This is a genomic window from Gelria sp. Kuro-4 (assembly GCF_019668485.1).
GTDB lineage: Bacteria > Bacillota > DTU030 > DUMP01 > DUMP01 > DUMP01.
This window is the reverse complement of the sequence record NZ_AP024619.1, coordinates 520,225-540,587: the sequence shown is the minus strand read 5'-3', so window position 1 is coordinate 540,587 and position 20,363 is coordinate 520,225. Positions and strand designations below refer to the sequence as shown.

At 67.5% G+C, this 20,363-nt stretch carries 18 protein-coding genes; 4 read left to right on the top strand and 14 right to left on the bottom strand.

All coding sequences use genetic code 11. The annotated features are described in order from the left end of the window. Window positions 1-386: 386 nt before the first annotated feature. The 5 genes from K5554_RS02830 to K5554_RS02810 all read right to left on the bottom strand — a co-directional run bounded on the left by K5554_RS02830 (window position 387) and on the right by K5554_RS02810 (window position 4,111). On the bottom strand, window positions 387-812 hold the full coding sequence (locus K5554_RS02830; RefSeq protein WP_221039635.1) for a polymer-forming cytoskeletal protein: 426 nt from the start codon (window positions 810-812) through the stop codon (window positions 387-389). A 93-nt stretch (window positions 813-905) separates the two neighbouring features. Next, window positions 906-1,826, bottom strand: a complete 921-nt coding sequence (locus tag K5554_RS14380; protein ID WP_255565481.1) for a M23 family metallopeptidase — start codon at window positions 1,824-1,826, stop codon at window positions 906-908. Window positions 1,827-1,938: 112 nt separating this feature from the next. Beyond that, a complete protein-coding gene (locus K5554_RS02820; protein WP_221039634.1) occupies window positions 1,939-2,445 on the bottom strand; it encodes a DUF4446 family protein in 507 nt (168 codons plus the stop codon). A 39-nt stretch (window positions 2,446-2,484) separates the two neighbouring features. Next, window positions 2,485-3,357: a ParB/RepB/Spo0J family partition protein gene (locus K5554_RS02815; protein WP_221039633.1), complete on the bottom strand. Its 873-nt coding sequence runs from the start codon at window positions 3,355-3,357 to the stop codon at window positions 2,485-2,487. Then, window positions 3,320-4,111, bottom strand: a complete 792-nt coding sequence (locus K5554_RS02810; RefSeq protein ID WP_221039632.1) for a ParA family protein — start codon at window positions 4,109-4,111, stop codon at window positions 3,320-3,322. Before K5554_RS02810 ends, K5554_RS02815 begins: the two co-directional genes overlap by 38 nt. A gap of 345 nt (window positions 4,112-4,456) precedes the next feature. Here K5554_RS02810 and nuoE point away from each other — a divergent pair, with 345 nt between their 5' ends. From nuoE to K5554_RS02790, 4 genes are all read left to right on the top strand, one after another. After that, entirely contained in the window at window positions 4,457-4,984 is a 528-nt protein-coding gene (nuoE, locus tag K5554_RS02805) for an NADH-quinone oxidoreductase subunit NuoE (protein ID WP_255565480.1), read from the top strand. Between the two features lie 17 nt (window positions 4,985-5,001). Then, window positions 5,002-6,792 (top strand): NADH-quinone oxidoreductase subunit NuoF, encoded by a 1,791-nt coding sequence (gene nuoF, locus K5554_RS02800; RefSeq protein WP_221039630.1) that lies wholly within the window; start codon window positions 5,002-5,004, stop codon window positions 6,790-6,792. A 12-nt stretch (window positions 6,793-6,804) separates the two neighbouring features. After that, on the top strand, window positions 6,805-10,443 hold the full coding sequence (locus K5554_RS14550; protein WP_221039629.1) for an FAD-dependent oxidoreductase: 3,639 nt from the start codon (window positions 6,805-6,807) through the stop codon (window positions 10,441-10,443). A 180-nt stretch (window positions 10,444-10,623) separates the two neighbouring features. Then, window positions 10,624-11,505: a DMT family transporter gene (locus K5554_RS02790; RefSeq protein WP_221039628.1), complete on the top strand. Its 882-nt coding sequence runs from the start codon at window positions 10,624-10,626 to the stop codon at window positions 11,503-11,505. Between the two features lie 172 nt (window positions 11,506-11,677). Here the strand turns inward: K5554_RS02790 and K5554_RS02785 are convergent, their stop codons facing one another. The 9 genes from K5554_RS02785 to K5554_RS02745 all read right to left on the bottom strand — a co-directional run bounded on the left by K5554_RS02785 (window position 11,678) and on the right by K5554_RS02745 (window position 20,349). Next, window positions 11,678-12,346, bottom strand: a complete 669-nt coding sequence (locus K5554_RS02785) for an S-layer homology domain-containing protein (protein ID WP_221039627.1) — start codon at window positions 12,344-12,346, stop codon at window positions 11,678-11,680. 78 nt (window positions 12,347-12,424) lie between these two features. After that, the gene (locus tag K5554_RS02780) at window positions 12,425-13,411 is read right to left on the bottom strand and encodes a threonine/serine dehydratase (RefSeq protein ID WP_221039626.1); all 987 of its coding nucleotides are present in this window, start codon (window positions 13,409-13,411) and stop codon (window positions 12,425-12,427) included. Beyond that, window positions 13,395-13,910, bottom strand: coding sequence for a nitroreductase family protein (locus tag K5554_RS02775; protein WP_255565573.1), 516 nt, complete (start codon window positions 13,908-13,910; stop codon window positions 13,395-13,397). Before K5554_RS02775 ends, K5554_RS02780 begins: the two co-directional genes overlap by 17 nt. 64 nt (window positions 13,911-13,974) lie before the next feature. Further along, a complete protein-coding gene (locus K5554_RS02770; RefSeq protein WP_255565479.1) occupies window positions 13,975-14,877 on the bottom strand; it encodes a ParB/RepB/Spo0J family partition protein in 903 nt (300 codons plus the stop codon). Between the two features lie 106 nt (window positions 14,878-14,983). Then, window positions 14,984-15,730, bottom strand: coding sequence for a 16S rRNA (guanine(527)-N(7))-methyltransferase RsmG (rsmG, locus tag K5554_RS02765; RefSeq protein ID WP_221039624.1), 747 nt, complete (start codon window positions 15,728-15,730; stop codon window positions 14,984-14,986). Next, a complete protein-coding gene (gene mnmG, locus K5554_RS02760) occupies window positions 15,727-17,601 on the bottom strand; it encodes a tRNA uridine-5-carboxymethylaminomethyl(34) synthesis enzyme MnmG (protein WP_221039623.1) in 1,875 nt (624 codons plus the stop codon). Before mnmG ends, rsmG begins: the two co-directional genes overlap by 4 nt. Window positions 17,602-17,621: 20 nt before the next feature. Beyond that, complete coding sequence (gene mnmE / locus K5554_RS02755) at window positions 17,622-19,001, bottom strand: tRNA uridine-5-carboxymethylaminomethyl(34) synthesis GTPase MnmE (protein WP_221039622.1); 1,380 nt, start codon at window positions 18,999-19,001, stop codon at window positions 17,622-17,624. A gap of 57 nt (window positions 19,002-19,058) precedes the next feature. Then, entirely contained in the window at window positions 19,059-19,724 is a 666-nt protein-coding gene (gene jag, locus K5554_RS02750) for an RNA-binding cell elongation regulator Jag/EloR (protein ID WP_221039621.1), read from the bottom strand. Beyond that, a complete protein-coding gene (locus K5554_RS02745; protein WP_221039620.1) occupies window positions 19,711-20,349 on the bottom strand; it encodes a YidC/Oxa1 family membrane protein insertase in 639 nt (212 codons plus the stop codon). The genes jag and K5554_RS02745 overlap by 14 nt, the downstream gene beginning before the upstream one ends. Between the last annotated feature and the right edge of the window lie 14 nt (window positions 20,350-20,363).

Genomic DNA, 20,363 nt, shown 5'->3' with positions numbered 1-20,363 from the left:
AGCCACCCCTACCTGTCGTTCTGCTCGTACGTCGTCCTTACCAGTATGGGCGGACAGAAAACGCGTTATGTACGGCCGGCGGCCCTCACGCGGCCGCCGCCGGGGATATGCTCTTCGGTTTCAACCAGGAACGGGCGTTGTCCCCAAGTTCCCCTGCCGCTTCCACGGGAAGGGGGCGTTCCGCCGGCGCTTTCACCTTCTGGTCCGTGAAGACCTCAACGCCGGGCGCGACCGCGGCCGGCGGCAGAATCCACTATGAAGGCGACATCCACGGGGCCGTTTCTTTGCCCCGTTGATCACACGTGTCAAGACAAACTTACGCTGCAGGCGAAACTTCCACCTCACGGGCCATGGGCTCGGGCCGCGTGGTCTGATGCCTTTCCCTCTTAAGAGGAGGCGTTAGCGAAGGCGTTCTCCATTTCGGGAGCCGCCGCCGTGCTCTTGCGGGCGCCTTCTTCCGCCCCGCGCATCTCGCAGGTGCCGAGAAAGAACCCGCCATCGCTTACCGCTAGGTTGGTCACATGGATCTTGCCCCGCACCTTGCCGGTAGCCGTGATTTCAAGGCGGCCCTCCAGGTCGAGTTCCCCCTCCACCTCCCCGGCCACGGTCGCATGGCGGGCCTTGATGTTGGCGGTGGCGCGCCCGCTTTCGCTGATGACGACATCGCCCTTTACGGCGATGTCACCTTCCACCCGGCCCTCGATGCGCAGCGTACCGTGCGCCGTGATGTTGCCTTTAAACTCGGTGCCCCGCCCCAGGATGGTATCCACCTGGTCGTAATTGATCTCGTCCTTCTTTTTTACAGCAAACATGCAGCGTGCATCCTCCTTCGGCCCTCCAGCCCGGGGAAGCGCCGGAACCACCGCCCCCGGCCTCCCGCGCCGGGGAGCAGAGGGTGTCTTCCGTTACAGCAGGAAGTCCAGCGGGTTTTCCTTGCGGCCCTGGTAAATGACCTCGTAGTGAACGTGCGGCCCGGTGCTGCGCCCGGTGTTGCCCACGTAAGCGATGACCTCGCCCCGTTTTACGGTTTGACCGGCGCGCACATTGAGCTTGGAGTTGTGCCCGTAAGCGGTCTGGTAGCCGTAGCCGTGATCGATGATGACGAAGCGCCCGTAACCGCTCTTCCACCCGGCGAACACCACGCGGCCTGCGCCGGTGGCCCGCACCGGTGCGCCGTACGGGGCGGCGATGTCCAGGCCTTCGTGGAACTCTACGCCCGGGCCGAAGGGTGAGCGCCGGAGGCCGAAACGGGAGGTTACCGAGCCGCGTACCGGCCAAGCGTTTGGTACATGTTCCAGACGCTGCCGGTACTGGGCGACCCTGGCCTTCAGATCCGCCAGGCGCGCCCGGGTGGGTTCCAGCGCCCCGGCTGCGCTGCCCAGCACCGCGTCGATATCCGCGGGGTGCACACCGCGGGACGCTCCCCCGCGCGGTGCGCTCTTCGCCGGCTGCGCGGCTCCCTCAGGCCCCCGGGGCAGGTCCAGCATCTCCCGCACCTGGCTGTCCAGCGTGTTGAGCTCATTCAGGCGCTCTTCCACATCCGCCGCCCGCGCGGCCAATGCCTCCAGCTGGCGGGCCTGCTCGCGGTTGACGCTGCGCAGGGCGTTTATTTCGGCCGCCGCCGAACGCAGGCGCAGGTAGTCGTAGCCCAACCAGGCCAGGCTGAGGGCGGCCAGGACGGTGCACAAGGCACCCAGGCGCAGGAGCACAGTGGGTATGCGCAGGTTGCGGCACTGCTCACCGGAATGAGGCGCGATGATAACGGTGAAGGCGGGAGGTGGCGGTGCGGGGCGACGCCGGCGGACCAAATTGTGCGGAAGTCGCAATGGAACCACCTCAAGCAAAAGCGCTATTGATGTTCGATTGCCCTTTGTTTAATCATTCTCCGCCCTCGCTGGAAATTCCTGCTCATGGGAGTATAAAAAGGGTACAGGCCTTTTAATGTGCCTGTGCCGTAGTAGCGATGGCCTGTTCTTCTTCTGCGGTGAGGTGGTAGGTGGACTTTCCGCCCTGGACCGGTTTGGCATACACCCGCGATTCATCGCGACCGAAGAGGCTGCTCAGTACCACGCCGTCCCCGTGCCCATCTAAGATGGCAACGGCAAAGCTGAGATCGCTGCCCGTATCGGGGAACGCGTTGAACCGCACGATCCCCACGTGCTGTACCGCGCGTTGTTGTGCCGTTTCCAGTTCCCGCAAGGCGAAACGCAGGTCCCGCAGCGCCTCGTTCTGCTCACGCGCCCGGCTTAAGGTTTCATTGAGGAGGTCTTCGAGGGAGGCGGCGGCATTCCCCGCCATGAAAGCCCGGTAACGCCTGGTAAGCACCCCCACCCGCAGCCAGAGCAACACCACCAGTATGAGCAGAATGGCAACCGCCGTGAGGAGGACGAGGAGCACGGGAACGGCCCCCGTGCCGAGCAGAGAAGAGAGGTAAGTGCTGTCCATAGAGAAAGGTTCGCTCCTTTTGTAGCTTGCAGCCTGAGGTTATAGGCCGGCCTCCCGCGCCAAGAGGCCGGTGAGCCGTTCCAGGTCTTCGGTCGAGTAGTATTCAATCTCGATGCGGCCTCCCCGGCGGCCGGGTTTGATGCGCACCTGGGTCGCCAGGGCGTGCTTGAGATTCGTCTCCACTTCCACCATCCAGGGGTCGAGGGCGGCGGGCTTTTTCTTTTTCTGCTGCTTTTTGCGCGTCAGCAGGGAACGGATCAGGTTCTCCGTCTCCCGCACCGATAGGTTCTTGGTTACCACCTGGCGGCAGACCTGGTTTTGGAGTTCAGCATCCTCCAGTGCGAGGAGGGCACGTGCATGCCCCATGCTGATTGTTCCACGTGAAACATACTCCTGTACGCCGGCCGGCAGGTTGAGCAGGCGGATGATGTTGGCGATGTGGGAGCGGCTCTTGCCTAACCGGCGCGCCAATTCCTCCTGCGTCAGCCCGAACTCCTGCAGCAGGCGCTGGTAAGCCGTGGCCTCCTCCAGGGGATTGAGATCCTCACGCTGCAGGTTTTCGATGAGCGCGATTTCCATCATTTCAGCGTCGCTCAGTTCCCGCACCACCACCGGTACCCGTTCCAGCCCGGCCAGCTGGGCCGCCCGCCAGCGCCGCTCGCCGGCCACCAGTTCAAAGCCGCCGATCACCGCCCGCACCACCACGGGCTGCAGCACCCCGTGCGCCCGCACCGATTCGGCCAGTTCCGCCAGCTTCTCCTCGTCGAAAACCCGCCGCGGTTGAAAGCTGTTCGGCCGGATCTCCTTAACCGGCACCTCGCGCACCGGCTCGTCCCCCTGCGCCTCCACCGCCGGCAAAAGCGCCGCCAGGCCCCTACCGAGCCCGTGCCGGACGTCTTTTTTCTGCGTCACGTTCCATCACTTCCTTGGCCAGTTCCTGGTACACCTCGGCCCCCCGCGAGCGCCGGTCGTACATCATCACCGGCTTGCCGTGGCTCGGCGCCTCCGAGAGGCGCACGTTCCGCGGCACAATGCTTCGGTAGACCTTGTCCCGGAAGTATTTCTTAACCTCATCCACCACCTGGATGGCCAGGTTGGTGCGGGCATCAAACATGGTCAACAGCACGCCCTCCACCTCGAGCCCCGGGTTAAGCGACTTCTGCACCAGCTGCACCGTAGCCATCAGCTGCCCCAGGCCTTCCAGGGCGTAGTACTCACACTGGATGGGCACCAGTACGGAATCCGCCGCCGTGAGCGCATTCACCGTGAGGAGCCCCAGCGAGGGCGGGCAGTCCACAAAGATGTAATCATACCGCTCCCGTTCCCCGTTCAAAGCCAGCCGCAGCCGGTGCTCGCGCGCCTCCATGCCTACCAGCTCGACCTCCGCCCCCGCCAGCTGCACCGCCGAAGGCACCAGCTCCAGTCCGCGCACCAGCGTCGGCACCCGCACCGCCCGGATGCTCTTTGTTCCCAGGAGCACCTCGTAAATGCAGGCGCCCACCCGACGCTTATCCACGCCCAGCCCGCTCGTGGCGTTCCCCTGCGGATCGATGTCAATAAGCAGCACCCGCCGGCCCTCCTGGGCCAGGGCCGCACCCAGATTGACGGCCGTGGTGGTTTTTCCCACTCCGCCTTTTTGATTGGCCACGGCGATCACTCTACCCATAAGGCTCACCTCAAATCGTCTTCGCTTAGTAATTCCACGCGCCCCTGGATCTTCCTGCCGCACCCGCCAAAATCAGCCCCGCTTTTTAGATCCCGCTCCTTCACCCAGCGCGGGCCATGCACAATCTTTGTTATCGTTATAACAATCATCTCTAGCCTAATTGCACTTATTTCTGTTATAATGAAGCCGTCAGCAAGAAGCGAGGGGAGACGCCCCAGCGAAGCCACGCGTTGCCGTGTAAGTTTAAGCCGCCGGGTCCGGCACCTTCTTCCCGCTGCTGCATGCCCCCACCCGGCGGTACGGCCAGCGCGGTACAGCCGACCACATGAGAGAGGAGTGACCTGCGTGACCCCATCCACGGCTGCCCGGGCCGCGGAACCTGCTCCCGCCTCGTTCCCCGAGGTGGATTCCATCCTGGCCCGCCACAGCTACAACCCCGGCGCCCTGATCGCTATTTTACAGGAAACCCAAGAAACCTACGGCTACCTTCCTCCGGCCGCCCTGCGCTACATCGCAGCCCGCACGCGGCTGCGCCCGGCGCACGTCTACGGCGTCGCCACCTTCTACACCCAGTTCCGCCTGCGCCCGGTGGGCAAACGGGTCGTCATGGTGTGCCAGGGTACCGCCTGCCACGTCAACGGCGGCAAAACCATTCTCCAGGCCCTGACAGAAGAACTCGGCGTGCAAGAAGGGGAGACCACCCCCGACGGCGAGTTCACCCTCCAGACGGTGGCCTGCCTAGGCTGCTGCAGCCTGGCCCCCGTGATGATGGTAAACGGCGAAGCCTACGGACAGCTCACACCGGACAAGGCCCGGCGCATCATCCGCGAACTCCGGGGCACGGCGGCTACACCCGCTGCCCCCGCCGACTAAACCAGGAGGTGTCCAGCATGGCGCAACAACCACAGCGAGTCACTCTGCGCGTCGGCCTCGGCAGCTGCGGCACCGCCGCCGGCGGGCTCAAAGTATACGAGGACCTCAAAGCGGCCATTGCCCGGGAGAACCTGCCGGTGGACCTGAAAAAAACCGGCTGCATCGGCCTCTGCTACGAAGAACCGCTCGTCGACGTCCTCGGCCCCGGCGACGCCGTCTACACCTACGGCCACGTCACACCCGAACGGGCGCTTGCCATCTTAAAACAGCACGCCCTGGGCGGTGAGCCCATCACCGAGTGGTTGGTCGCCGGTGCGGGCAGCACCACCGCCTCGACCGCCGCCTTTCTCGGTAAACAGCGGCGCATTGCGCTCCGCAACTGCGGGCACATCGACCCGGAGGTACTGGCTGAGTACGAGGCCCGCGCCGGCTACAGCGCCCTGCGGCGCGCGCTCACCGAGCTCACCCCCGAGGCCGTGATTCAGGAGGTTCTGACCTCGGGCCTCCGCGGGCGCGGTGGTGCCGGCTTCCCAACAGGTCTCAAGTGGAAGTTCACGCGGCAGGCCGGCGGGCAGCCCAAGTATATCGTCTGCAACGCCGACGAGGGCGACCCTGGGGCCTTCATGGACCGCAGCGTCCTCGAGGGAGATCCCCACGCCGTCATCGAAGGTATGCTCATCGCTGCCTACGCCATTGGTGCCAGCGCCGGCTACATCTACGTGCGCGCCGAGTACCCGCTCGCCGTGAAGCGCCTCGGCATCGCGCTCGAGCAGGCGCGCGCCGCCGGCTACCTGGGCGAGCACATCCTCGGCTCGGACTTTTCCTTTACGCTTGAGATCAAGCAGGGGGCCGGCGCCTTTGTCTGCGGCGAGGAGACGGCGCTCCTCGCGTCCATCGAAGGGCGCCGCGGCATGCCCCGCCTCAAGCCCCCCTTCCCGGCCAACTCCGGCCTCTGGCAGAAACCCACCTGCATCAATAACGTCGAGACCTTCGCCAATGTGCCCTGGATCATCTTAAACGGCGGCGCCGCCTTCGCCGCCCTGGGCACAGCCAAGAGCAAAGGCACCAAGGTTTTTGCCCTCGCCGGCAAAATCGCGCGCGGCGGCCTGGTGGAAGTCCCCATGGGCATCCCGCTGCGCGAGGTCATCTTCGACATCGGCGGTGGCATCCGCGGCGGCAAAAAATTTAAAGCCGTGCAGCTGGGCGGGCCGTCGGGCGGCTGCATTCCGGAGAGCCTCCTCGACACCCCTGTGGACTACGAGTCCATCACCGCCACGGGCGCCATCATGGGCTCGGGCGGCATGGTGGTCATGGACGAGGATACCTGCATGGTGGACATGGCCCGCTTCTTCCTCGACTTCGTCCAGAAGGAGTCCTGCGGTAAGTGCATCGCCTGCCGCCTGGGCACCAAGCGCATGCTGGAGATCCTGGAGCGCATCACCTCCGGCGAGGGCCGCGAAGAGGATCTCACCACCCTTGAGGAAGTGGCCACGCGCGTCAAGGAGACTGCCCTCTGCGGCCTGGGCCAGACGGCGCCCAACCCAGTCCTCACCACCCTGCGCTACTTCCGCCACGAGTACGAGGCCCATATCCGCGATAAGAAGTGCCCGGCCCACCACTGCCAGGCGCTCATCACCTTCCGTATCAACCCCGATGCCTGCACCGGCTGCGGCCTCTGTGCCCGCGTCTGCCCGGCCGGCGCCGTGAGCGGGGAACGCCGGCAGCCGCACGGCATCGATCCCAAGAAGTGCATCCGCTGCCGCAGCTGCTACGAGGCGTGCCGCTTCCACGCCATCGAGATCGACTAGGGGGTAGAAACCATGGGCTACACCATCAGCATCAACATCGACGGCCGCGAGCTCACCGTACCGCGCGGCCAGACCATCCTCCAAGCGGCCCAGGCAAACGGGATCCACATCCCCACCCTCTGCTATGCGGAGTATCTGGAACCCTTCGGCTCCTGCGGCCTCTGCGTGGTCGAGGTTGAAGGCACGCCCAAGCTTCTGCGCGCCTGCGCCACCGAGGCAGCCGACGGCATGATCATCCGCACCCGCTCGTCCAAAATCGACGCCGCCCGGCGCCTGGCCCTGGAGCTTCTGCTCTCCGACCACCGCGGCGACTGCCGGCCCCCCTGCGTCCAGGAATGCCCGGCGCACACCGACTGCCAGGGGTATGTGGCCCTCATCGCCAACGGGCGTTACCAAGAGGCAGTGCGACTCATTAAAGAGGTCCTGCCTCTCCCGGCTTCCATCGGCCGCATCTGCCCGCACCCGTGTGAGGACGCCTGCCGCCGCGGTAAGTACGTGGACGAGCCCATCGCCATCGCGGCGCTGAAGCGTTTCGTGGGCGACTTCGACCTGGCCGCCCGGGATCCTTACCAGCCTCAGCCGGCACCGGCGAGCGGCAAGCGCGTCGCCATCGTCGGCTCCGGTCCGGCCGGCCTTTCCGCCGCCTACTTCCTGGCCTTGGCCGGCCACGCGGTGACCGTCTTCGAAGCGCTGCCTGAGCCGGGGGGTATGCTGCGTTACGGCATCCCCCAGTACCGCCTGCCCAAGGCGGTTCTCGACGCGGAGATCGCCTCGATCCTCAAGCTGGGCGTAAAGCTTCGGACCGGCCAGGCCTTGGGACGCGACTTCACACTGCCGGGCCTCTTCAACCAGGGCTTCCACGCTGTGCTCCTGGCCCTGGGCGCGCAAAAGAGCAGTTCGCTCCGCGTCCCGGGCGAGGACCTCCCTGAGGTGCTGGGCGGCACCGAGTTCCTGCGCGCCGTCACCCTGGGCCGGCGCGTCCCACTCGGTCGGGTGGCCGTGGTGGGCGGCGGCAACACCGCCATGGACGCAGCGCGCACGGCCCTGCGCCTGGGCGCCGCCGAGGTCACCGTCCTTTACCGCCGCTCCCGCGCCGAGATGCCGGCCCGCGCCAGTGAAATTGAAGAGGCCGAGCAAGAAGGCGTCCGCTTCACCTACCTGGCCGCCCCCGTCGCCGTGCGCGGTGCGAACGGCCACGTCACCGGCCTCACCTGCCAGCGCATGCGCCTGGGCGCGCCCGATGCGTCCGGCCGCCAGCGCCCCGAGCCCGTCCCCGGCTCTGAGTTCGAGCTTACGGTGGACACCGTCATCGCCGCCATCGGCCAGCGCGTGGACCTTGAGGGCCTCAACGAGCTCAGCACCACGCCCCGCGGCACCCTCAGCGTTGACGCCGACACCTGCCAGACGTCGCTGCCCGGCGTCTTTGCCGCCGGTGACGCCGTCACCGGCCCCGACATCGCCATCCAGGCAGTGGCCGGCGGCAAAAAGGCCGCCACCGTGATCAACTCCTACCTGGCCGGCCGCCTCACCCCGCACCGCGAACCCTTCGCCGTGAAACGCACCGATCTTAAGCCGGAGGATTTTGCCCACCACGAGAAAAAGGCCCGCGTCCCCGTCCCGGTCCTCCCGCCAGAGATCCGGGTCAAGGACTTCCGCGAGATCGAGCAACCCCTCACCCCGGAGGCAGTGCGGGCCGAAGCGGAGCGCTGCCTGGCTTGCGGCTGTCAGGACTACTTCGAGTGCCAGCTGAGGCGCTACGCCGAGGAGTACGGCGCCAATGCCGAGCGCTTCGCCGGTGAAACCCACGACTATCCCGTGCAGGAACACCCGTTCCTTAAGCGCGACCCCAATAAGTGCATCCTCTGCGCTCAGTGCGTGCGCGTCTGCGACGAGGTGCGCGGCCTGGGGGCCCTCGGCTTTGTGCACCGCGGCTTTGACGCCGTCATCAAGCCGGCCTTCGACCTGCCGCTGGCCCAAAGCGGCTGCGACGCCTGCGGCCAGTGCGCGGCCGCCTGTCCCACCGGGGCCCTTACCGAAAAGGCGCCCCTTCCCAAACAGGGTCCCTGGGAGCTCACCGCCACCCTCAGCGCCTGCATCCTGTGCGGCCTCGACTGCCAGCTGAATCTCGAGACGCGCGGCGATCTTCTGGTACGGGCGACGCCGCTGCCGGACACCCCGCCGGCGGCAGGTAACCTCTGCGCCCGCGGCCGTTTCACGCTGCTTACGCGCCCGGCCGACCCGCTGACGGCGCCGCTGCTTCACGGCCAGAGCGCCACCTGGGATGAAGCCTGGGCCTACCTCACCCGCGCCGGCGTCGCCGCCCGCAGCGGCGGCCAGGGCGCGGCCTTCCTGCTGGCGCCCACCAGCACCAACGAAGAGGCCTACCTGGCAGCCAAGGTGGCGCGCGCGGCGCTGGGGACGAACAGCATCACCACCCTGAGCGAGGCCGGGCCGGACGAACTCTTCGCGACCCTCGGGGTGACAGCCGCGCCCAACACGCTGGCGGAGCTGCCCCAGGCCGATTTCATCCTCGGCATCGCCCGTAACCTGCAGGCGGATTACCCGGCAGTTCCGGTGCTGCTGCACCGCGCCTTCCGCCACGGCGCCCACGTGACGCTGGTTGAACAGGAAAGCAGCAGCTTCAGCGCCGAACTCCCGGCCGCCTACACCGTCTCCCGGCCGCGCGCCCTGCTCGAACTCCTCCTCAGCCTCTACCTCAAAGACCACGACCCGGCGCGCCTGCCGGTGGGGCCGCTCGCCGGCCTGCCTGAGCTTAAGGCTGCCCTGGCGGCGCTGGACCCCGAGGAACTCGCTGCGGCCGCCGGCCTCAGCCTCGGCGCAGCGCAGGCCCTCCTGGCGGACTACCTGAAGGCCAAGAACCCGCTCCTCGTCGTGGATGGAGCCCTTCCCGGCGCCCTCGCCCTGGCCGCCGACCTGGCGCTTGTCACCGGCCGGCTGGGCCGCCCGCGCCAGGGGCTGGTGGCCCTGCGCCCCTACGGCAACAGCCAAGGGCTCCTGGAGTTCGGCGCAACGCCCTACCTCCTCCCGGGAGGAAAGGACAGCGGCGACGCCGCCGCCCGCACCCGCCTGGCCGCCGCCTGGGGCCGCGCACTCCCGGAAGAACCGGGTCTCGCCGGCTCTCAACTCGTGTCCGCCCTCAAGGCCGGCCGGATCGCTACCTTGTTCGTGTGGGGCGAGGATCCCGCGTCCCTGGCACCCGAGTTGGTCCCGGCCCTGCGCAGCCTGAAGCTCCTGGTTGTGGCCAGCGATCGCCGCAGCGCCACCACCGACCTGGCGCACCTGGTCCTGCCTCTTCCTGAATTCGCTGCCACCGAAGGTACGGTGACCTCCACCGACGGCCGCCGCACGGCGCTCAACCCGGCGCTCCCGGCGGCGGCGCCTCCCGGCTGGCGGACGCTCCTCAGCGTGAGCCGCGCCCTGGGCTACAAGCAGGACATCGCGGGCGCAGCCGACCTCCAGGCGGAAATGGACGCCCTGGCCCCGCGTTTTACGCCCCCCCTCACCTGGCAGGCCCTCGCGCAGGCCGCGCATGCACCTAGGCTCCTCTGGCCGCACGGGGCCGCCGCCTCCTGGCGCACGGCCCGCGTGGCCGCCGCCGAGGCCCAGCTGGCGGAATTGGGGCTCCGCTAAATAGGGCAGGGGACAGTCCGCCACGTCCCTGCCTTGTGACAGGCCATCCACCCAACAGCGAAGAGGGGAGGAAGTACGGCTTCCTCCCCCTTTTACACCTATTCACAGGGTCACTCAACTCAGCGACTATACACGCCGGGTCCCCCCTATGCCTCCCCCGGCCGTCCAGGAGGACACTAAATGCAATCGAGCCGTGTACGCCCAGCTCCCTGCGCCGGCGAAGCCGCCGGTTTTCTCCTCGCCCTCCTCTCCGCCCTCGCCTACAGCACAGAGGGCGTGGCCGCCAAGCTGCTCTACGCCCGCGGCCTTGCCCCTCTCACCGTGCTGGTGTGGCGCTTTCTCCTCGCCGCCGCTCTCTTTGCGGCTGCCGCCGCTCTCCGCCACGCCCTAATACCGCCCCGCACCCGGCGCCTGCCGCTTCTCACCGCCGGCTGCATCCAGGCGCTCACCGTGCTCTTTCTCTTCTACGCCTTCGCCGCCCTCCCGGCCGCGCTGGCGATCCTCCTCTTTTACCTTTACCCGGCCTTCGTCACCGCCGGCGCCATCTTCTTCAGAGAGCGACTTACCGCCGCGCGCTTCCTGGGGCTCCTTCTCACCGTGAGCGGCCTCAGCATAATCACCGCCGCGCCCGGCACTGCCTTTTCTTTCTCCGGCGCCGCCTACGCTCTCGCCGCGGCCCTGGGCAACGCCGCCTTCGTGCTCCTCAGCAGCCGTTTCCTGGAAGAAGTGCCGGTCTATACCGTAAGCACCTGGACCACCGGCACAGCAGCCCTGATCTTTCTTGTCCCGGCGCTCGCCCGCCACCAGCTCCCTGTGGCCCCCGCCGTGCCGGCCGTGCTTTTCCTCCTGTTTTTCCTGGCGCTCGTTCCCACCGTCTTCGCCCTGGCCAGCCTCCTAGGCGCCATCTCCCACATCGGCCCCAGCCGTACCGCCATCATTGCCACCCTGGAGCCTCTCTTCACGGCTCTACTCGGGTACCTTCTCCTGGCCGAGCACCTCTCACCCCGCCAGCTCCTGGGCGGTCTCCTCATTCTGGCGGCTGTGGCGCTGCAGAGGCGCTGACCCATTTCCCGCCCGCGCTTCTCTAAAACCGCCGCCACGCACCGTGGAAACTGCAAAGGTTTTCCGCCCGCGGGGGGATTCCCCTGCGCCCCGGACCACCGCCGGGCCGAACGCACCCGCCTCGCTCAGCGTTCGGGCGCACCTGTCCTTCCCGATGGAGAAAGGGACAGGCTCAGTGCCGCCCCCGCTTTTTTCCCTGCAGCTTTTCCCAATACTCAAACCAGCCCTTCAGGAGCGCCGCTGCCTCGCCGCGCGTCAGCGGGGCCTCTGGGCGGAGGGTCCCATCCGGGTACCCCGTGAGGATCCCGGCCGCCGCCATCTCCTCACAGGGGCCGGCGTAGCCCTTTTCCTCCAGCCAGCCCCAGTCCTTAAAGCGCCTCAAGTGCTCGAGCGCTCCGCCGGAGCCGGAAATAAAGCCGTACATATTACCGATCTTCGCGAGCCCGGCCGCCGCATAGCCGCGCGACACCACCGAGCGCCCGCCTCCGGCTTCGTCCGCCGTGTAAGCATACAGCCAGTAGCGCCGCCCGCCTGTCTCCCCCGCTCCCGGTTCTTCGCCTACCGCCCGCGCCACGTACGCGTTCCACTCCAGCGGTGTGATCGCCCGGTTCAGGCCCGTCTCGGACTCCAGGGCCGCGCGCAGCTCCGCGCCGCCGATCCCTGCATCCAGCAGGGCCTTGGCCGGCGCCCACGCCCAGTGCGCTTCTTTCGGTGCAGGAGTCTCTCCTGCGCCCACCCGGCCCAGCACAGCATCATCCGCCCGGGCGGGCACCGCCGCCTCCAACAGCGCCAACGTCAGGACCAACCAGCACAACGCTTTCCGCTTCAGCGCCTTCAGCACCGCTGACACCCCTTTTTGACTATTGCGACACTTACCTGTGCAGCCAGGGCGCGTGCGCCCTTCTCTTTATGCCCTGCCTCACCCGGCTGCGTCGGCCCTGCCCTCCCGGGCCACAATCCGCTGGAGCGTCGCCGCATCCACGTTGCCGCCGCTCAACACGAAAACCGCCGGCCCCGCCCCCAGGGAAAGCTTTCCGGCCAGGAGCGCAGCGACGCCCACAGCCCCGGAGCCCTCCACCACCTGGCCGGCCTTGAGGACCAACCAGGCCATCGCCCGGGCAATCTCCGCCTCGGAGACGAGCACCAGCTCGTCAACCAGCCTCTGGAGCAGGGGAAAGGTCTCCTCATAGGCGTTCCCGGCCAGCCCTTCGGCCAGCGTCTCACCCACGGGACTGGGCACCACCCGTCCGGCCTTGAAGGCCTCGTATACCGCCGGCGAGGCCGCAGCCTGGACGCCGACGAGCTTAGCTGCAGGCCGCACCGCCTTAAGCAGCACCCCGATCCCGCCGATGAGCCCGCCGCCGCCCACCGGCACCACCACGGTACCGGCCTCGGGAAGCTCCTCCATGATCTCCAGCCCCACCGTGCCCTGGCCGGCCATCACTTCCGGGTCAGTACAGGGGTGAACGAAGGTGGCGTCGCGTTCGCCCCTGAGCTCCCAGGCCGCTTCTTCCGCCAAATCGAAGTTGCTCCCCCGGCAGATCACCTCCGCACCCCAGCGCTCCGCCGCCCGTACCTTAACCCGCGGGGTTACCTCCGGCACCACCACTGTAGCCTTAACACCCGTAAGCGCCGCGGCTAAGGCCACGCCCTGCCCGTGGTTGCCTGAAGAAGCAGCCACAATCCCCCGCCTGCGTTCCGCCGGGCTCAGCGCCAGCACCCGGTTCAGCGCCCCCCGCAGCTTGAAGGAGCGCGTTCGCTGCTGGTTCTCCAGCTTAAGATATACCTCCGGCCGGCCGCACTCCTCCTCCAGCGCCCAGCAGCGCTCCAGGGGCGTACGCCTTACGTACGGCCCGATACGCCGCGCGGCCGCAAAGACATCGGCCGGCCTAATTTCCTTCGTCAAGAAAAATCACCTGCTCCTTCCAGGGCCGGCGCGCCGGGGCCGCCGGCGTCTCCGCCGGGTAGCCGAGCGGGGAAAGCGCCACCACTGCCAGGTGGGCCGGCAGCTTGAGAAGCGAACGCACCTTCTCCTCTTGGAACCAGGTGATACAGCACGTCCCCAGTCCTTCATTCCACGCCGCCAAAGCCAGGTGCGCGAAGGCCAGACCGGCATCGAACAGGTAGTACGGCTTATGCTCCCGCGTGCCGGACTGTTCCGGATCGGCCACCAGTACCAGCGCCAGCGGCGCCTCCTCCAGGCCGCTGCGGCCCCGGTTCGTCTCGGGCACCGCTGCCAAAAGCTCGCGCTTTCGTTCTCCCTGCAGTACAAACAGCCGCCAGCCCTGCAGGTTGCGCCAGGACGGCGCCCAGTTCGCCGCCTGCACCAAAAGCTCTACCTTTTCCGGTGGTACCGGATCCGGCCGGAAGTGCCGCACGCTGCGCCGTCCCGCAATAACCTCCATCAGCTCCACGCATTACGCCTCCTCTTCTTCGGGGGCCCGGGTTTCGCCGGCCGGCGCCGGCGCGTCAGCGTGTGCCGCCGCCTCCCTGATCCCCCGCCCCTTCCGGGGCCCTCTCCCTCCCTTTCGCTCCCGAAGGCTCTTTTTCCTGCCGCCACTTCGGGATAACCACCCGCACCTCCCAGCCATCCTCGCTTTCCCGCGCGCTCACCGCCACCTGAAGCCCCGCCTTCTCGAGCTCCCCGGCGGCCTTCCGGACGCTGTTCAAAAAGAGGCGGATGTCCTTGTAAACCCGCACCACCCGCGGCCGCGGCGCGCGTTCCTCCCGGCCCGACAGGGTGCTCGCCACCAATTCTTCCGTCTGCTGCACCGTAAGCCGCTCGGCGACAATCTTCCGGGCCAGTTTCTCCTGGCTCGCCGCATCGGGCAGTCTAAGCAGCGCCCGGGCGTGTCGTTCCGTGAGTATTTCCCGGGAAATATGGTTGCGAATGCTGTCGGGCAGCCGCAAAAGCCGCAGCTTATTCGCGATGGTGGACTGGCTCTTACCCAGGCGCCGCGCCAACTCTTCCTGCGTCAGGCCAAACTCGCTCAGAAGGCGCGCGTAACCCTCGGCCTCCTCCCAGAAGGATAGATCCTGCCGCTGCAGGTTCTCCAGGAGCGCCAAGAGGGCCACGTCCTGGTCGCTCAGCTCCCGCACCATGGCCGGAATGGTGGCCCGGTGCAGCAAGCGGCAGGCCCGCACGCGCCGCTCGCCGGCGATAAGCTCATAGTTTGACCCCACCGGGCGTACCAGCACCGGCTGCAACACGCCGTAGGCCTCGATGCTGGCCGCCAGCTCCAAGAGTTCATCTTCGCTAAACTCGCGCCGGGGCTGAAAGGGATTAGCCCGGATGTTCCCCAGCGGGATCTCGCGCACCTCGCTGCGGCTCTGTTCCCCCAGCCCCAAAAGCTTGGCCAAGCGCTCCTTCACCGCGGCACCGCCTCTTCAGGTCTTTCTGTACTTTAATTCGCCGGGTGGTAGAAAATTCCTCCCGCTTAACAAAAAATGGACCCGGGGAGGCAGCTCCCGCGCCGCACTACAACGGTCGCTTGGCCGGCCTCCCCGCCGCCCGCGGGTAGGCCGCTGGGGTGGGAGCTACCTTGCGTACCAGCACCAGCGCGCGCCGCCCGGCCCCGCCCGGCAGCGCCAGCTCCCGCACCGCTTCCACCTTACCGCCCAGCACGGAAAAGGCCCGGGCAGCGGCTTCCACCTCTTCCTGCACCGCCGGCCCCTTGAAGGCGATGAACAGCCCCCCGACCTGAACCAGCGGCAGCACCAGCTCGGCCGAAACGGGGAGAGCCGCCACGGCCCGCGCCGTGCCCACAGCGAAGCCTTCCCGGAGCTCCGGGTCCCGACCTGCCTCCTCGGCCCGTCCCTGATACACGCGCACCCCGCTCAGCCCCAGCGCCTCCACCGCGCGGCGCAGGAACTCGGCCTTCTTGCCGACGCTCTCCAGCAGCACGAGCTTGAGCTCCGGCCGCGCAAGCTTGAGCGCCAGCCCCGGCAGCCCGCCCCCCGTTCCTACATCCACCAAGGGCACCGCTCCCGCCGGCAGGTAAGGCAGAGCGCTCAAGGCATCGAGGAAGTGCTTTGTTATCACCGCCTGCGGCTCCGTGATCGCCGTCAGGTTCACCCGCTCGTTCCAGCGCGTCAGCTCTCGGCCGTAGCACAGCAACAGCTCCACCGCCGCGTCGCTCAGATCCGCCCCCAGCGCCGCCGCCCCCGTTTTCACGAGCGCCCGTAATCCCGGTTTGCCCCACACATCTCCTGCGCCCGTCGTCATTGCCCCGCCTGCCCCTTACCCTTGAGATACACCAGCAGCACGCTGATGTCCGCCGGCGAAACCCCCGGAATCCGCGCCGCCTGCCCCAGGGTGGCCGGTCGAGTGCGCGCCAGTTTCTCACGCGCCTCCGCCGAAAGGGCCCGGATTTCAGCATAATCTATTTCCTCCGGCAGCCGCCGCCCCTCGAGCCGCGCGAACTGCCGCACCTGCTGCTCCTCCTTGGCGATGTACCCGGCGTACTTAATCTCCACCGCCACCTCTTGTGCCACCGCCGGCGCCACCGGCACCGGCGGCGGGGCCAGGCTCGCCACGTCCTGATAGCCGAGCTCCGGCCGCTTCAAGAGCTCCGCCAGCGTCGCAGGGCGCTCCAAAGGTGCGCTCCCCAGGCGCGCCAGGGCCGCGTTCACCTCGCTGCCCGGCACCAGGCGCACCTTCTCCAGCCGCTCCTTCTCCGCCGCGATGGCGGCCCGCTTGGCGCAAAAGCGCCCGTACAGCTCCTCCGGGAGCAGCCCCAGCGCGTGCCCGTAGTCAGAGAGCCTGAGGTCCGCGTTATCGGAGCGCAGCAGCAGCCGGTACTCCGCCCGCGAGGTGAGCATGCGGTACGGCTCTTTCGGGCCCTTGGTCACCAGATCGTCGATGAGGACGCCGATGTATGCCTCGCTCCGGCCCAGCACGAACGGCTCCTCTCCCCTAACGTAGCGCACGGCGTTGATGCCGGCCATGATCCCCTGCGCCGCTGCCTCCTCGTAGCCGGAGGTGCCGTTGAGCTGTCCGGCGCAAAAGAGCCCCTGCACCGCCTTGGCTTCTAAGTTCGCCTTGAGCTGTGTGGGCGGCAGGTAATCGTACTCGATACCGTACCCCGGCCGGATGAGTTCCACCTGTTCCAGTCCCGGCAGTGCGCGCAGCACCTTAAGCTGCACCTCCTCCGGCAGGCTGGTGAACAGCCCCATTACATACACCTCGTCCGTGTTCCAACCCTCCGGCTCGAGGAAGATCTGATGCGCCTGCCGCTCCGGGAAGTTCATCACCTTCCCTTCGATGGAAGGGCAGTAACGCGGCTCGGCGCCCTCCCAGGTATCCACAGAGAAGGGGGAGCGCCGGACGTTTTCCCGGATCAAGGCATGCGCCCGCTCATTGGTGTAGGTGAGCCAGCAGGGCAGCTGGCGGCGGCGCCGCGGCTCGTCCCAGAAGGAAAAAGCCAGCGGCTCCTCGCTGCCCGGCTGCTGGCTGAGCCGGCTGTAATCCACGGTATGCCCCGCAACGCGCGGCGGCGTGGTGGTGCGGAAGCGCCCCGTCTCCAGGCCCAGGCGCGTCAGCGAAGCGGTGAGCTCCTGCGCCGCCGGCTGCCCCTGCGGTCCCCCTTCGTACTTCAGCTCGCCGATGAAGATCTCGCTGCGCAGGTACACCCCGGTGGTCAGTACCACCGCCGGGGCCCGGTAAACCACCCCGGTGCGCGTCCGGACGCCGGCCACCCGCCCGCCCGGGGCCAAAAGCTCCGCCACCGCCGCTTCTTTGACGTCGAGCCCCGCCGTCCGGTAAAGCGTCTGGCGCATGCGGCGCCGGTAGAGTTCCTTGTCACACACCGCCCGGAGCGCCCGCACCGCCGGGCCCTTACTCGTGTTAAGCACCCGCAGCTGCAGGTACGACCGGTCCGTGTTGCGCGCCATCTCGCCCCCCAGCGCATCAATTTCCCGTACCAGGTGGCCCTTGGCCGGCCCCCCCACCGAGGGGTTGCAGGGCATCAGGGCGATGTGTTCCAGGCTCAGCGTCACAAGCAGCGTCCGGCAACCCATGCGCGCCGCCGCCAGCGCCGCCTCGCAGCCGGCGTGGCCCGCCCCCACCACAATGACATCGTACTTCCCGCCATCCATTCAAGCCGCCTCGCTTTGCCCTATTTTCCCACGCAAAAGTCGCTGAATATCCGCTCAAGGAGCGCCTCATCGGCCGTCTCCCCGGTGATCTTGCCCAACTCCAGCCGCGCCGCGCGCACGAGCGTGCTCACCACGTCGAGCGTCAGGCCGCCGGAAACCGCCGCCAGCGCCTCCCTGAGGTTCTGACGTGCCTCTTCCAGGGCCTCCAGGTGGCGGATGTTGCTCACCCCGGCATGCTCCATTTCGGCGGTGCCGCCGTACACCAAGTCGGCGATGGCCTCTTCCACCGCCTCCAGTCCCCAGCCCGCTTTCACCGACAGCGGGATCACCTTCGCCCCCGGGCAGTGCCTCTGGGCCTCTTCCGGCGTGAGCCGCCCGCCCACGTCCATCTTATTGAGCAGCACCAAGCTGCTGCGCCCGGCGCAGAGCGACCAGATCGCCTCGTCCTCCTTCTCCCAGCCGCGCGCGGCGTCCAGCACAAAAAGCGCCAGGGCCGCTTCTGCCAAGCGCTCCTTCGTCGCCGCCACGCCCAGTTTTTCCACCCGGTCGCTGGTCTCGCGGATGCCGGCCGTATCGAGGAGCCGCACCGGTACGCCCCGGATGTCCACCACCTCTTCAATAACATCCCGGGTGGTCCCCGGCACCTCCGTCACCAGGGCCCGCCGCGCCCCCACCAGGGCGTTGAGGAGGCTCGACTTTCCCACATTGGGCTTGCCCACGATCACCGTCGGCAGGCCCTCGCGCAGCACCCGGCCCCGCCTACCGCCGGCCAAGAGCCGCTCGAGCTCCCGAGCGGCCCCTTCCAGGCGCTTTGCCAGCTCCGCCGGCGCAAGCTCCGGGATGTCGTCCTCCGGGAAGTCGATGCCCACCTCCAGCTGCGCCGCGAGCGCCAGGAGCTCTTCGCTCACGCGCCGCACCGCCGCCGAGAGCCGCCCCTCCAGCTGCCGCCGTGCCACCGCCAGGCCGGCATCGGTTTGGGCGCGGATGATATCCGCCACCGCCTCCGCCTGGGCGAGGTCAATGCGCCCGTGCAAAAAAGCCCGCTCCGTGAACTCGCCGGGGGCCGCCAGCCGCGCCCCGGCGGCCAAGACCGCCTCTAAGGCCAGCCTGAGCGCCACGGGCCCGCCATGGCAGTGCAGCTCCACCACATCCTCGCGGGTGTAGGAAGCCGGTGCGCGCATCACCAGCGCCAGGGCCTCGTCGATGGCTTCCCCCGTCCGCGGGTCTACCACCCGGCCGTAACGCGCCGTATACGTGCGCTGCTCGCTCACCTTACCGCCGCGGCGGGCGCGAAAAACCCGGTCGCCCACCCCCAGCGCCTCCGGACCGCTCACGCGCACGATACCAATCCCACCTACCCCCACCGCGGTGGCGATGGCGGCGATGGTGTCTTCCTTCATCGACCTCCATCCCCCTAACGAAAAACCCAGCGAAAGCTTCACTGGGTTCGTTGCCTGCTATTCCTTTTCTTCTCCGGCCTGCGGCCCGCGCGCCTCGCGCTCCCTGCCGCGCAGGCTGATCACCACACGGCGGTATGGATCCCGGCCCTCGCTCAGCGTGATCACGTCAGGATCGTCCTGCAGGGCCAGGTGGATGATGCGCCGCTCGGCCGGCGGCATCGCTTCTAAAACGACGCTGCGCTTTCTCGTCTTCACGCGCTCGGCGGTGCGCCGCGCCAGGTTTTCCAGCGCCGCCTTGCGCCGCCTGCGGTAGCCGGCGACATCCAGCAGCACGCGCACCGGCCGCTCCACTCCTTTGTTGGCCGCCAGGTTCACCAGGTACTGCCAGGCGTCCAGGCTGTGCCCGCGCCGCCCAATGAGCGCCCCGACGTCTTCGCCTTCAACCTCCACCTCGAGCGCTTCCGCCCCCTGAACGGCACTCACCTTGGCCGCAATGCCGAGGACGCGCACAACGTTTTCCATAAACTCCCGGGCCTGCTCCGCCGCCTGCGGCCGCACGCTCACGCGCACCCGCGCCGGCCGGCTCCCCAGGATACCGAGGAGGCCGCGGCTACCTTCCTCCAGCACTTCCACTTCCACTCTGTCTCTCGGCAGTTCCAGTTTTCGCAGCGCCTGTGCCACCGCTTCGTCCACCGTGCGCCCTGTTTCTTCAACGCTCTTCACTTCGCGCCAACTCCCCCTTCACCACGAGCGTGCGCGCATCCCACCATTGCTGCGCGATGCGCACAGCGTTCTGCACCACCCAGTAAAGCGCCAGCCCGGCGGGAAAACGCGTCGCCATCCAACCAATGACAAGCGGCATGGCCACCAGCATCTGCGCCTGCTTCGGATCGCTGGTGACCTGCTTTTGCGAGATGTAGGTGGTGATCACCGTAAGTAGAGGGAGAATGTACCAAGGATCGGCCTTGCCCAGGTCTGCGATCCAGAGAAAGCCGGCTGCGTCCACCGGATAAGGGTAAGCCCTCAGCACGTTAAAGAGTGCGATCAGAATGGGAAACTGCAGCAGGAGCGGCAGACAACCGCTGAGCGGGTTGACCCCGTGCTCTTTGTACAGGGCGAGCATCTCTTTGTTGAGCTTCTCCGGCTGGTTCTTATACTTCTTCTGTAGCTCCTGAAGCTTAGGTGTCAGCTCCTTCATCGCCAGCATGCTTCTGGTCTGGCGCCGCGTCAGGGGCCACACAACAAGCTGCACCAGAACAGTGAGCCCGATGATCGCCCACCCGTAATTGTGTAGATAACCGTATAAGAACTCCAGCACCCAGAACATGGCATCACCGAGGGCCTTCACCTCATCCCCTCCTT